Source organism: bacterium (assembly GCA_035527515.1).
Taxonomy (GTDB): Bacteria; B130-G9; B130-G9; order B130-G9; family B130-G9; genus B130-G9.
Genome location: DATLAJ010000023.1, coordinates 1 through 14,373, shown reverse-complemented (window position 1 = coordinate 14,373; position 14,373 = coordinate 1). Strand labels below are relative to the sequence as shown.

Here is a 14,373-nt window from a genome sequence, read left to right as displayed (position 1 = left end):
TGTATCCGCAGCCATTCTCACGGAAGAATCAAGAACAACATGACTGACCTATCAGAGCTTCTGAGGGAGCAGAGCCTCACCAGGGAGGAATACGAGCGCATTGTTGAGGGACTCGGCAGGACGCCAAACCGCCTGGAGCTCGGTATGTTCTCTGTCATGTGGTCTGAGCATTGCTGCTACAAGAGCTCGAAGCGCTATCTTGGCACGTTTCCGACTTCGGGCGAGCGGGTCATCCAGGGGCCGGGCGAGAACGCGGGCGTGATCGACCTTGGGGACGGGATCGCGCTTGTCTTCAAGATCGAATCTCATAACCACCCTTCGTTCATAGAGCCTTTTCAGGGTGCGGCGACGGGCGTTGGCGGGATACTGCGCGACATCTTCACGATGGGCGCACGGCCGTTCGCGATTCTCGATTCGCTTCACTTCGGCAATCTCGATAGCCCGAGGAATCGCTACATTATGCGCGGCGTGGTCTCAGGAATATCCTCTTACGGGAACTGCATCGGCGTGCCCACGGTCGGCGGTCAGACGCTGTTCGCTGACTGTTACAGCAAGAATCCGCTGGTAAATGTGATGTGCGCAGGAATTGCGAGAAAGGACAAGGTCTTCTATGGCAAGGCGCGAGGGCCGGGCAACGTCGTGATATACGCAGGCTCCAGCACCGGCCGCGATGGGCTGCACGGAGCGACTATGGCGTCATCGGCGTTCGATGAGACAAGTGAGCAGAGGCGCCCGACTGTGCAGGTGGGCGACCCTTTTGCTGAGAAGCTGGTTATGGAGGGCTGCCTCGAGCTGATGGACAGGGGGCTCATCGTCGGGATTCAGGACATGGGTGCGGCGGGGCTTACGTGTTCAACCTCGGAGATGGCTGCGAGGGGCGGGACAGGCGTCAGGATCGATCTTAGCAAAGTGCCGAGGCGAGCTGGCAACCTCACGCCCTACGAGATGATGTTGTCCGAGTCGCAGGAGCGGATGCTGCTTGTGGTTACACCGCAGCGCGAAGAGGAGGTGCTCGACGTTTTCAGCAAATGGGGCGTCAAGGCAGTTGCCATAGGTGCCGTCACGGGAGACGGCACGCTCGTCATCGATGAGGGGCCGAAGAGGGTGGCAGAGGTGCCTCTTGCGCTTTTAATCGATCGGTGTCCCGTTTCTGACCGGCCGACCTCGAAACCACTGGCTCGGGTAAGGCCAGCTGGGGCTAAGCGCGCTGACATCAGCCTGAAGGATGCGATTGAGAAGTTGGTCGGCTCGCCCAACCTGTGCGACAAGCGTTGGGTGTTTGAGCAATATGATCACCTCATCGGGACGAACACTGTTGTAGGTCCTGGGGCGGACGCGGCTGTGCTGCGGATCAAGGGCACCAAGAAGGCCGTGGCGCTTTGTCTGGACGGCAACGGGGCCAAGGCCGCCATTGACCCCTATTGGGCTGGGGTTTCCGCCGTTGCTGAGTCGTATCTCAACGTGTGCTGCACTGGCGGGGAGCCACTTGCGGTGACCAACTGCCTCAACTTCGGGAATCCCGAGCAGCCGGTCGTCATGTGGCAGTTTGCCGAGGCCGCCAGAGGGCTGAGGGATGCCTGCGAGTTCCTTGAAGTGCCCGTAACGGGCGGCAACGTCAGCTTCTACAACGAGACGCTTGGCGAGAGCATCTTTCCGACGCCGATCGTCGGGATGGCCGGCCTAGTTGAGGATGTGCGGTTGGTGGTGCGACCGGCGTTCAAGCGAGCAGGCGACTTTGTCCTGTTGCTCGGCAAGACTGATTCGAGGCTGGGGGCTTCGGAGCTGGCGAGCATAGTGACCGGAGAGCGCCGAGGCGAGCTCACTCCGATCGATCTTGAGTCTCATAAGCGGGTCTCGCAAGCGGTCTTGAACCTGGGGCGCGATGGCCTGCTGCAATCTGCTCACGATTGCTCTGAGGGCGGAGTTGCGCTGGCGCTGCTGGAGTGCTGTTTCGTCTCTGGGAATGGCTCGTGGCCGGGCGTCAGGGTCTCGGTGCCCAGCGATGTCGATCCGGTGGTCTGGCTGTTTGCAGAGACGTCTTCCCGCGCGTTAATCTCCGTTAAGCGGGAGGATGTTCGGAAAGTTGTGCGTTATCTTGATAGGCAGGACCTTGAGCATCTAGTCTTGGGCGATGTCCGCGAGGATGCGTTCGAGGTTCAAAGTGGCCATAGTTCGCTGCTTCGGGCAACAGTTGAGCATCTATGGCGAATCTGGGCGTCAAAGCTAGAAGAGCTGCTAACTGGAGAGTCTAAATGACAAGCCGATGCGAGGAACTGGTCCGGGCGTGGGAAAGCCATGATTGACGAAATACACCACAGCTGCGGCATTATCGCTGTCTCGGGTCATCCCGAGGCTCCTAATCTCGTCTATCTTGGACTTTATGCGCTTCAGCACCGGGGACAGGAGAGCTGCGGCATCGTCTCCAGGAGAAACCATCGCATGAAGGTGGCGAAAGGGATGGGCCTGGTGGCGGACGTTTTCGATCAGGCAAAACTCGATCAACTGATAGGCGATTCGGCGCTCGGCCATGTGAGATACTCAACCACAGGCTCATCGCGACTCGAGAACGCCCAGCCGATCCTCGTGGACTGCGCCAAGGGCTCGGTCGCGGTCGCACACAACGGCAACCTCATCAACTCGCTCGACGTGCGCACCGAGCTCGAGAATCGCGGCTCGATCTTTCAATCGACCTCCGACAGCGAGACGATCGTCCACCTCATCGCGAAATCAAGAATGTCGAGTTTCGAGGACGCCGTGGTTGACGCGCTCTCGAAGTTGAGAGGCTCCTACAGCCTTGTCGTCATGTCTCAGGACACGCTGGTGGCGGCCAGAGACCCGAGAGGCTTCAGGCCACTGGTGCTCGGCACGCTGGGGGATGGCTACGTCATCGCCTCCGAGACGTGCGCGTTCGACCTGATAGGTGCGGAGTATTCCCGCGAGGTGGAGCCCGGCGAGGTGGTCGTCATCAGCGATGGCGAATTAAGAAGCTACTTCCCGTTCCCGCCGAGGCGCGAGGCGCGCTGCGTGTTCGAGCTCATCTATTTCGCCCGGCCGGACAGTGTGGTCTTCTCCAAGCCGACGCACATCGTTCGCAAGGGGTTCGGTGCGATGCTTGCCGAGGAGACCGGTGTCTTGGGCGACATCGTTATCCCTGTGCCCGATTCGGGCACCTGCGCGTCGATCGGCTATTCAGAGAGGTCGGGCATATTTCGCGAGAAGGGGTTTACGAGAAACCATTACGTTGGTAGGACGTTCATCGAGCCGAAGCAATCGATACGGCATTTCGGCGTCAAGCTGAAGCTGAACCCGATCCGGGACGCCGTTGCGGGCAAAAGTGTGATAGTGATCGACGATTCGATCGTCAGGGGCACAACGTGCAAGAAAATAATCGACATGTTGCGAGGGGCCGGCGCCAAGAAAATCCACTATGGAGTTACTTCGCCCCCATACAAGCACCCCTGCGTGTATGGGATCGACACCCCTAGCGAGGAAGAGCTGATCGCCAACCAGTATTCAGTTGAGGAGATCAGGAAGTTCATCGGCGCAGACACGCTTTCTTATCTATCGATGAAAGGCCTGCTTTCCGTTCTGGGCAAGGACGCGAGGGGCTATTGCACGGCCTGCTTTTCCGGTAAGTATCCGGTCGCGCACAGGGCTTCCAAAACCTCGCAGTTCGACCTCTTCAGGTTTCCGAGCATCAACATCCGCTAGCGCCGTCCATCCCGACTGCGTTGCTCACCCTAATCGGCACTATATATTGTGGGCGGTTCGTTCGATTTATCCTATCGGGTGGAAAATCGGTAATGGATGGGCAAATCAGTTGAAGGAGCACGCATGAGAATCGACCGGATACTTCGAGATTCTGAGTATGTCGCGACCTCGAAGTCAGAGGAATACATATTAAAGTGCAAGTGTGGGCAGCTTCTAAGGATCGGTAAGAACAGTGGGACAATCCTCTGCCCATGCGGCCGTTGCTACTCGGCATACCTTGCAATAGTTGAGCAGGCCACGCAGTATTACGACCAGATCGTAATGGTTCCGGGTGAGTAGAACGGGGCGAAGGCCCCAGAACATTTTTCGCGGATCGCAAGTATCGGGATGGATGTGGCAAAAGGGCCTCCGCTCTCAAACTTTCAGGTTCTCACCCTCATACTGCTGGCCGCGGTCCTCGTGGTGCCGTCGGTTTTCTCCAACTCGCTCACCTCAGACGGCTACATACTAGTCAAGAACACTGCCCTGATGCTCTTGGGCGCAGCGGCAATTCTAGCAATAATACTCGGCATAAGCGGCAATTGGTTTCAGTTCCCACGACGGCTGATCGCGCCGATTGTCATTCTCCCACTATCTCTAATCGCCTCAATACCAGCCACGTCAAGCCCAGGCATATCGCTTAACGAGTTCCTACGAGTCTGCGCATTGCTTGCAATTTTCGCAGTCGCCACGTGCGTCGCAAGCTCCCGGCACGCAAAAACTGTCGCTTATGCCGCCATCCTCGTTGCATCCTGTATCTCCGTGTTAGGGATAATCAATTTCCTGACGGGCGCAATCTTCCCGGCGATTCACGACAGCTACGGTTTTGAAATGTTCGGAGCAACGCTAGGGCACGACAATTTCGCCGGGCAATACCTAATCACCGTGATCCCGCTGGGATTGGCGCTCGGCTTTGGGGCCATAGAGAAGGGGAGACGCGTGGCCACGTGGCTTTTGCTGGCCGCTTGCTGTGTCATGCTGGTTTTCCTCTCGATCACGTTCAGCAGGGGAGCATGGGCGGGGCTCGGTGCGTCTATTGTTGTTTTTGCTGTCGTGCTCTGGCGAAGAAGCCGTCTTCTGTCCCGGAATGCCGTCTCACAAACGGCCGGCCTCACTAAACGCCTTACCGGGGCGGCCTTCGTCGCGATATTGATCGCCGCGGCAGCGCTATCGTTCTCTCTGAGCAAGAGGGAAAGTGGCACATCAGCAATCCAAAAAGCCGAGAAGGCCATAGATATGTCCGACGCCCCGATTGCGTTTAGGCTCAAGCTCTGGCAGGGGTCGCTTTCTCTGGTCAGGCAGCACCCTGCCTTCGGGGTCGGGTGTGGAGCCTTCGCACTCTATTACCCCTCGGTCCGCCTCGCTCAGGAGCACCGAATAGCCGGCGCCGGCATCAGCGTTCGTTCCCCGCACAATGACTACATCAGGCTCGCCGTAGAGACTGGCTTCTTGGGGTTGACGGCGTTCATCTACCTGTTGGGCGCGTCTATCTGGCCGCTTCTGAAAAGGCCTCGTAATAAAGCCTCGCCAAACGGCATCCCGATGGTTGCCCTCGGCGGAGCAGGCGCCGTGGCCGCAACGCTCGTCCACGCATTCTTCAGTAGCAACCTCACAATGCCCGCCTCGTCCACGATGTTTGCGATCAACCTCGGCCTCGTGGCCGGATGCCTTTCCGCAAAAGAATCTGGGGCCTTGATAGTGTCCAAACCCACCAAGGCCGTCGCCGCGGTCGTCCTCGCTGCAATCGGGGTGCTGCTCATCGTCAGGCCTGTATCGTTACTCGCGGCGGACTACAAGCTGCGTCAGGCTCGCACCCTGATCGCTCGCGGGAACAACGCAGGCGCGATCGAGGAGCTGCAGAAGTCGATTTTCTTTGCAGGCTACTACCTTGAGCCGAGGATACTCTTGGGCAACCTCTACCTCTTGAATCAACAGTTTCAGCAAGCGATTGACGTGCTCAAGCCAGCGGCGGAGCTCTCGCCATTCTGGCCGCAGATTCAGAACAACATCGGGGTTGCGTATCTACAGAGAGCCAGCCATAAAAAGGACCCCGGCTCTCTCATGGACGCATATCTGGCGTTTAGCAGGGCTGTCAAGCTCGACCCGGAGTTCCAGAGGGCCTGGCTCAACCTCGGCGGGACGCTGGATTCACTGGGCAGGAACAAGGAGGCACAGAAGGCATATCAAAGGGCGCTTGAGCTCTTTCCAGACGACGTTGTCGCCTCCTCAAAGCTCGCCCAGGCGCTCATGGCAGACAACCAGCCTGAGGCGGCCCAGAAGGTGCTTGAGAGAGCGCTTGTGCAGAATCCGAAGAACGCTAACCTGCTCAATAACCTCGGAACGGTTCTTGTGGCGCAAGGCAAGGAGGATGACGCTATCTCTGCCTTCAAGAGCGCCGTGAGTGTCTCAGGTGGTCTGTTCCAGCCGCATCTCAATCTCGCCCGGCTATACGAGAAGCGTTCCGAGATTGACAAGGCGATACGTCAATATAAGATGGCGCTCGAGATAAAGCCCGATCTGGAAGTTGCAGCTGACGCTCTTAAGCGGCTTGTCAAAGCCCAATAATGGTTGATATCGTGGCGCGACACTCATTCTCTGAATCTCTGGCAACTGTCCGAGGCATGGTCTTCTCCAACCGCCTCGCCTTTCTGATCTTAATGCTCTCCGTTGTCGTGGTCCCCCTGTGCGCGGACCACGAGACTTATGATATATACACTGCGCCCAAGGAAGCCGCCGTAGAGCTGCTCGGGCTCGCCCTGTTTGTCTTCTTCACAATGGGCCTGACCGGCAAGCCTGTTGCCCGGATATGCTTCTCGCCGCTTGGCCTCCCTCTCGGGGTCTTCATGACGATTGGCCTGCTTACGCTTCTCTACGCCACAAACATCTGGGCGGGCTTTGACCGTCTGTTCTTCCTTCTCACCTGCCTCGTGTTCTTTCTCGGCGCCATAAACCTGGTCAAGACCAAGTCGGCGCTGACGAGAATCATACCTGTGGCTCTTGGGACGGCGTTCATCATCTCGGTAATCGGCATCCTCCAGTTCTACCACGACTCGGCTCCTGTGGCGGTCCTCAACAGGGTCCTCGCGGCGATCGGCATCCCCCAGCTTATCCCAGGGCGCGATACATATAACCAGGAGACATACTGCTCGATGTTCGGCCACGCCAACTTCGCGGGGCAGTATCTGGTTACGGTCGTTCCGCTTGCGCTCAGCATGGCCGCATGGGGACTGGGCCAGTGGCGACGTAGGCGCCTCGCGCCACTCCTCAGCATTGCGACCGCAATCGTGGTCGTCATCTACCTCGGGATAACATTCTGCCGAGGCGCCTGGGTGGGAACGATCGCCGCAATCGCGCTGATGCTTTTCTTCTCGCCTCGTCGAAAGCTGTTCTTGACGGTAGCGGTGGTCGCGCTCGCGTTATTCGGTGCGTTGAGTCCTCTGATCAAGGACGACGAGGGCAAAAGCATGGCCCACAAGTTCTTGACCATATTCGACGTCAAGGACAGGCCGACGCAGTTTCGGTTTCTGGTCTGGAAATCCTCTCTGCGCGTTGTCCGGGAGGAGCCGCTGGGCGCCGGGGTGGGCAACTTCAAGGTGATATACCCCAAACACAGGACCGTCGAGGAGCGCAGAAACACCGGCTGGGACAAGGTGATCTACAAAGCCCACAACGACTACGTTCAGACCTTTGTCGAGGTGGGCATACTTGGCTTTGCCGCCTACATCTGGTTCATCCTCGTTGTTCTTAAGATGGCACGGCGAATGACGCGCGGCTGCGATGACAGTTTCCTCCGGGCGGCCTGGCTGGGCCTTTTCGGCGGCATCGTGGGCATGTTCGTGCATTCCATCTTCTCCTCTAACTTTCAGCTCCCCGGCTCGGCACACTCGTTCTTCGTCGTGCTCGGCCTGTTCGCTGCGGTCTATGGGATAACCACTGGCAGCATCGGGCCCTGCCTTAGAACGAAGGTGATCGACGCTTTCGGGAAGGTCGGCAGGACCCAGGGAGAGCACGATGACCAACGATCGATGGCGGTGGGCGTTATCCTCGTGCGATTCCTTCTGATGGCGATCCTGTTTATGGGAGCGACGATCCCGCTTCGCGCGCTTTTGGCCAACTACCACTTCGGGAAGGGCCAGTATCACGAGAGTCTGTCGCGCGACGCCAAGAATGCCGAGGAATGGAAGATGCGCATCGATCTCTCTCTTGAGCACCTCCGCAGTGCCGTGTGGGCGTCGCCTCGCAACTACGAGATCAGATATTTCTCGTCTATCATGGAGAACATGGCCGGCAACTACGCGATAGCGGATGTGGACAGCAGGATGGCGGTGCGGCTTGCGCCCTATTTCGACCATATCGTCAACAACTATGGCAACATCCTCTACAACGAGAAGAAGTTTGCCGAGGCGATGATTCAGTTCAAGCGTGCGCTTGAACTCAATCCAGTGTACGAGGATGCGATGCTGAGGCTCGGGAACACCTATCGGGAGATGGGTGACTACGAGTCGGCCTTGAAATACTATGCTAAGGCACAGAAGACTGACCCAAAGGACGCCACACCCCTTTTCAATAGGGCTTTGGTCTTTCAGAACATCGGCGAGCAGCTCTTGCGGAGCGGCGGTAACGTCGAGAAGGCGAGAAAACTACTGACGGATGCGAAGGCCATCTATGAGCGCTGCCTCAAGATCAAGGAGGAGAACATAAAGGTGCTCAACAACCTGGGCACGGTCAGTTACTCGCTGGGAAATCCGACCGATGCGCGCAGGTATTTCGAGAAGGCGATCTCGATTATCCCAGAGCACGTATCGGCCAGAATGAACTTGGCCGCCGTGTGCGAGCGGCAGCGCGACTGGGACTGCGCAATCGAGCAGTATGAGGCGCTCTTGAAGATCAGCAGGGGAAAGAGCAAGGAGTTCGCCGCAGCACTTAGGCGTGTCAAGGCCAAAATGGTGAAGGCAGCGCAATAGGCCTTTGCGCCTCTGTGGTTGTGTTCTTTGGTAGAACTGTCCCAAATGGGACAACTGGCCCGGATTTGCTGTCCCAAATGGGACAAAGAGAAATACAGCGTAGTCCCGCCATAAAGTGCACAAAGACGGTAACAAGTGGGCAAATGTGCTAGATGCACGGTCGTTCGGATTCAGGGCCAGCTTAGGAGTCAAGATGACCCGGAGTCTCCAAGACGCGGCTTTAGGACGGCAGCCAAGTAGAACAGTGGGCAGTGTGGCACCGAATCTGCGTATTACTCACTAAGGGCGGAGCGGAGGTTAGTGGCGCAAGCCCGGGGCGCGTGATGCAATGACAATGTGAGGGCGGGGCGATCATGCCAGAAGGAAGTGTGCTCGAGTGTCGCCTCCTTGCCGCCAGAAGTGGGGGGATAGTTATTTCAACGGCAGCCACATTGAAGGCCCGCTCTCCGCCTCGTGCCAGCCCAGAAACATGACGCCGTGCAATTGTGTCGGGCGAATTGCATTCGCCCGTTTGAAAGGAACCACGAATGAATACCAATAAACTGGGTATGTAGGGGCGGTGCTTGCCCCGCCCTGTGTCCATTCGACAGATTGAAGGAGTGTGCAGCAAGCGGCACCCCTACAGGAACGCGATTATGATTGGACCACTAACGAAAGATTCACACACCAATTGCAGCAAAACACACTATAATGATAGGAGTTTCAACTTATGACTCGTTTGATAATCTTTGCTTCAATCTTGCTTCTTTGCATGTCAACCGCGGCGTTCGGTCAGGTGGCCGTGTTCGCCGACATTGGGCTGAACAAGGACATCTTCTATCCGCCAGACCAGTTCGAGATATGGGTTCGAGGCGCGAATCCGGGGCTTGAGACGGAAGTCGATGTTTATCTGTCCATAGGAACACCCGATGGGAGGGAGCTTTTCGCGCCGGACTTCAACGAGATGGCGCATCCCTGGATGCCGAACGTCGTGCTGCCGCAGGGGTTCAGTATGGACTGGACGCTGATCTACGCCTACGCGCTGCCCTCAATAGCGTTCCCGCTCGCCACGCCAGGTCAATATATGGCCTCGCTACGGCTCTACGCGGCGGGGACCGACGAGCCGATCACACTCGGCAGCAGCGAGGCATTCACGATCGCGCCGTGCGACCGCAAGAGCTGGGTCAACGACAACTATATCTTGAGCCTGGGGCTTACTGAGGAAGGGATTTGGGCCGGCCTGAAGGACGGTCTCGAGCTCATAGCTTATGACGGCTTGGTACGCAGACTCTTTCGGGGTGAGGACGGCGTTCGTTCTGCGGGGTCCTACCTTTTCTGGGGCTTCGACAGGGCGCTGGGAGTCGGTGGGACGTCTATCGGCATCTCGCTGAAGCATCCCTATGGCTGGCGGACCCTGCTGAACAGCCCCGGGACTCCTTGGTACACGTACGGCGTCCGTGCAGCAGTAACCGATGCAGAGGGCACGATATGGACTTGCCACGGGTGCTTGTATTCAAACGATCAAGATGGCAGCCTTCTCCGGTGCTATCCGTCCGGTTTTGTGGAGGACTACAGCTCCATCGTCGGGCTGACGCGTCATCTCTGCCTCACTGGCGACGGGCGGGCTTGCGCTGTCGGGACTGACGGGCTGAACGTTCACAACGGTGAGTCCTTCGAGTTTCACGAGATCGTCGAACTCCAAGAGTCCTCGAGTATCTTGTGCACGGACGCTCACGGGGACCTTCAGGGCAACATCTGGATGGTTATCTGGGGCGGTCAAGATAGGTGCAAGCTGTGTAGATACGATCTTGACGCTCGCGAGATGACCGTTTACGGCCTCGGCACGCCGGGCCTTGGTAATAACCCCGTAGAAGCCATAACGTCCGATCCAATGGGGAACGTCTGGCTGTCAGTGCGCGGCTCTGGCGTGGCGATGTTCGACGGCACCGGATTCATCGCGTTTCCGGCAGATATCTGGGCCGACTCGATCGCCGTGGGTTTCGACAACACCATCTTCTGTGGCACAAGGGAGTCAGGCATCCAGGTTCTCAAGGATGGGATGTGGTTGGACTATCAGAACCCGAACCCGGAGGTCTCCTACGCGGACTACCAATTCATCCTCGGCCTTGTCGATGGAGGGGCGATCGCGTGCGCTGACAATGGCAAAAGCAGCCTGGGATATGAGTTGCTCGAAGGCGAAGTCTGGCAACGGGTCGGAGATGATGGCTCGTTGCCGATTAAGGTAACAGGCATGTTCGAGGGCAAGATGGGGCTCTGGGCATGGTCCTCGTCTCCCCGACCTGGAGCAGCATATCGCCAGACCGAGAGCGGTTGGCTCGACACTACCGAGGGATGCTCACTTGGCCAGTTCGGCAGCAACATCAAATGCGTGATGGAGGATGACGACGGCAATCCATATCTTCTGATGAGCCAAGGACGAGAACGAGGGCTGCTGAGCTTTCGGGGCGGGACTTGGGCAACAGTCGATGTGCCGCCGCCTACTGGGCTATTCGGGTATAATGGCTTGATGATCGATCATTCTGGCCGGATATTCCTCTGCGATACCGACAGCGGCATCGAGGTGCGCGATGCCCAGGGCAGCTGGACGCGGATAGACACGTCCAACCTGCTTCCGGCCGAACCCGAGAATTTCAGCCTCTCAGAGTTGGGCTTGCTTTACGTGCATGGGAGTGTCGAGGATACCGGCAGACACTACCTGACCATAGTCAATGTCCAGGACTTCACTGCGACCTCATATTGGCTTGAGGACATTGGTTTCCCGACTTACAAGATCGTCGGCGTCACGTTCGACCTAGAAGACAGGGCGTGGATACTAACTCAAACTGCCAACCTTGCGGCCAGGACCATAATATACAACCCCGGCACGGAGACATTTGCCGAAATCCCATGGGAAGCTGGGCTCATTCCTGACTGGGCTTTCCGGAACCTGGCTTTGCAGTACAGCTTGATGCTGGACAGGTCGATGTCAAGATATGGCGTCCTGTGGTGTGGCCACAACGGGCCCAAGAGGGTCAACCTTGCGCCTCGCACACAGATGCTCCTGGACAAAGATGCGTATTCGTCCGGTGAGGCGATGCGGGTCGAGGCCTGTTTTGCGAATCAGGCGGGTAGCGTGCCGATAGATTGGTTCGCCGCAATCGAGGACGAGCAGGGCAACCTGTTCTACTGGCCGAGCTACACGCAAGAGAAGACGCCGGCGTTTGCGGGTCTCCTGGTCCCGACCGACACGGCGTTCATCCTGCCGCTCGACGCGATCACGATACCGGACGGCATCGCGCCAGGCCACTACAAGTGGAAGACGGGCTTCACTCGCGCCGGCGATTCGACGTGGCTGGGCCTGGGCTTCACCGCCTCCGCCGAGTTTGATATTGTGGCAGGCAGAAAGGCTGTCCCCCAAGACTGCCCATATAGGTAGTCTGATTTTTCGGGCTCTCGGACAAGACTTGACTCGTGGCAGAGCCTCTTTCACAATTGGCGTAGTTGATCTCAATCCTGTGTTGGTAGCTAAGAACGTTTAATGGAGGTGCGAAGATTATGAAGCGTATGGCTTGTTTGCTAGTTGTTTTGAGTCTTGTTCTGTGCCTTTCGTCCGCATGGGCGGCCAAGAAAGAGATTTCGCTCGCGACGTTCTCGGAGATGACCACTAAAAAGCTGGGTCCCAAACCCCGCATCATGTCCGCGGCGTTTTTCCGGAACAAAGGCAACCAGCTCCTCATCTGTGGGGGAGGGCTCGAGACGCTGAACCCTCAGGGCGATCTGTGGGCGCTTGACCTCAAGACGAGGGAATGGTCAAAGATCAAGCCGGCGAACGGTGACCTGCAGAAGATAGCGATGGCGGCTGGCATATACGATGAGAAGCGAGACCGGTTGGTAGTTATTGTTCAGGAGATTTCGGGCAAGCTCGAGACGTTCTCGTATAGTTTTGCCGAGAACAAGTGGAACAGTGTGGCGCCGGTCGGGGACTTTCCTAAAGTGATGTTTAGAACGACGCCGATCTACGATCCGAAGGCCGATTCGATAGTCGTTTTCGGAGGGTCGGCTTGGGAGAACCCCGATAACACACATTATAGAACCGTGTATTACAAGGACTTGTATTCCCTGTCTCTAAAGGACCTGAAGTGGAAGAAGCTCGCTGCCACCGGCGAGTCGCCGCTGCCGCGCAGCGGGCAAGTGGAGATATATGATCCGAAAACGCACTCGCTTGTGATGTACGGCGGTATCGGGACGGACAAGACTGGCAAAGAGCTGGTGTTCAACGATGTGTGGGTGCTTGACCTGACGAAGCTCCAATGGAAGAAGGTAGAGGCTAAGGGTATAAAGATCGAGCCGCGATGTAGTCATTGTGGCGTTTACGACCCCGTGAAGCATCGGATGATCGTCTTCGGCGGAGGGGCGATGATGGACAAGCAATTCTCCGACCTTCTGGCCCTCGACCTTGACACATACACTTGGTCCCGAGTTCGGACGAAGCTGCCGGTCACGCTTCAGCTGTCGGGTGCGGCGGCGGCCTGGGATTCTAATGCAAATCGAATGCTTGTGTTTGGTGGTATCCAGCCGGGACGGATAATGATGAATGCTGTCTGGGAGATTGCCCAGAAGTAAGTTTTGCTTTTCTCGTTTCTCTGGGCGACGGGCGGCAGAAGGAGGCCGATCCGTAGGTTAAGGTCCGATCGGACCTGTTCGCACGATAATGATTGACGAGGTGGCCTTTTCCGGCAAGAAATGAAGGCTGGCCTGTGGCTCCCGGTCATTTTACTCGCCGTAGTTGCGAGCGTAGTCATTTATGGCGCCACGTTTCTCCCCTACGAGCGGGCCATGGCTCTTGTCTATGGGAAGACATGGTTCGCCGGGCTCTTTGTGGTGGTTGCGGCGGCGCTTGTGGGCGTTCTTGTCATCAGGCGGTCTCGTAGTCTGGGCCTGCTCTTGACCCATTTCGGGATTCTCGTCGTCATCGTGGGAGGCTTCCTAACATGGGGTTTCGCGGTCAATGGCACGCTCAGGATTGAGGAAGGAGAGACGAGAGGGCTATTTGAGCTCGATGACATGGTTTTCACAGCGAGCCGCGGCCTAGAGGAACGCTCGCTCTCTCTGAGCGCTTTTTTGGGACGTGAATCTCGGCGAACTGACCTGAATGCGCAGCTCGCGCTCGCCCACGACAACTTGCTCGTCTCGCTTGAAAGATACGTGCCTGATCCCGAGGATGTCCTGCCGGCAGTCCGTCAACTGGGTGAGGGATACAGCGAGCCGGCGATAGAGCTTTCGGTCTTCAATGGCGATACGGGCAACCATGTTACGATGTTTGCCAATTGCCCCGAGGAATCGCACGGCACGGCCGGTGGATTCAACTTCAAGTTCGTCTTCTTGCGTCAGAAGGACAAATACAAGGGATTCGTCTCGAAGCTCATGCAGCCGGCGACAACTGCAGGGGTCTCGCTGCCGACGCCCACGAGAGAGAGCCTGATCATCACCACCGCCTCAGGGCAACGGACTGTGAATCTCAAGCCTGGTCAGGCGAAAGTGGGCTTTCGGGAGGTCTTTGCCGACCAAATGGGCAGCCTCAAAATACTCCGATACGTTCCCGACTTTGTGATCGGCCAAAACATGCAGGCGAGCTCGAGGTCCGACAAACCCAACAACCCGGCGATACAGGTGGAGCTGA

The 14,373-nt window shown here is 57.4% G+C and carries 8 protein-coding genes; all 8 read left to right on the top strand.

All coding sequences use genetic code 11. From position 1 onward, the window contains the following. Positions 1 to 39: 39 nt before the first annotated feature. Positions 40 to 2,256, top strand: coding sequence for a phosphoribosylformylglycinamidine synthase subunit PurL (purL, locus tag VM163_01405; GenBank protein HUT02533.1), 2,217 nt, complete (start codon positions 40 to 42; stop codon positions 2,254 to 2,256). A gap of 39 nt (positions 2,257 to 2,295) precedes the next feature. Continuing rightward, on the top strand, positions 2,296 to 3,711 hold the full coding sequence (gene purF, locus VM163_01400; protein HUT02532.1) for an amidophosphoribosyltransferase: 1,416 nt from the start codon (positions 2,296 to 2,298) through the stop codon (positions 3,709 to 3,711). A 123-nt stretch (positions 3,712 to 3,834) separates the two neighbouring features. Then, positions 3,835 to 4,050 (top strand): hypothetical protein, encoded by a 216-nt coding sequence (locus VM163_01395; protein HUT02531.1) that lies wholly within the window; start codon positions 3,835 to 3,837, stop codon positions 4,048 to 4,050. Between the two features lie 54 nt (positions 4,051 to 4,104). After that, positions 4,105 to 6,315: a tetratricopeptide repeat protein gene (locus VM163_01390; protein ID HUT02530.1), complete on the top strand. Its 2,211-nt coding sequence runs from the start codon at positions 4,105 to 4,107 to the stop codon at positions 6,313 to 6,315. Beyond that, positions 6,315 to 8,714, top strand: coding sequence for a tetratricopeptide repeat protein (locus VM163_01385; protein ID HUT02529.1), 2,400 nt, complete (start codon positions 6,315 to 6,317; stop codon positions 8,712 to 8,714). Before VM163_01390 ends, VM163_01385 begins: the two co-directional genes overlap by 1 nt. A 709-nt stretch (positions 8,715 to 9,423) precedes the next feature. Beyond that, positions 9,424 to 12,129, top strand: a complete 2,706-nt coding sequence (locus VM163_01380; protein ID HUT02528.1) for a hypothetical protein — start codon at positions 9,424 to 9,426, stop codon at positions 12,127 to 12,129. A gap of 119 nt (positions 12,130 to 12,248) precedes the next feature. Then, complete coding sequence (locus VM163_01375) at positions 12,249 to 13,316, top strand: kelch repeat-containing protein (protein ID HUT02527.1); 1,068 nt, start codon at positions 12,249 to 12,251, stop codon at positions 13,314 to 13,316. Positions 13,317 to 13,436: 120 nt separating this feature from the next. After that, the coding region (locus VM163_01370) for a hypothetical protein (GenBank protein ID HUT02526.1) at positions 13,437 to 14,373 on the top strand (937 nt) is incomplete at its 3' end.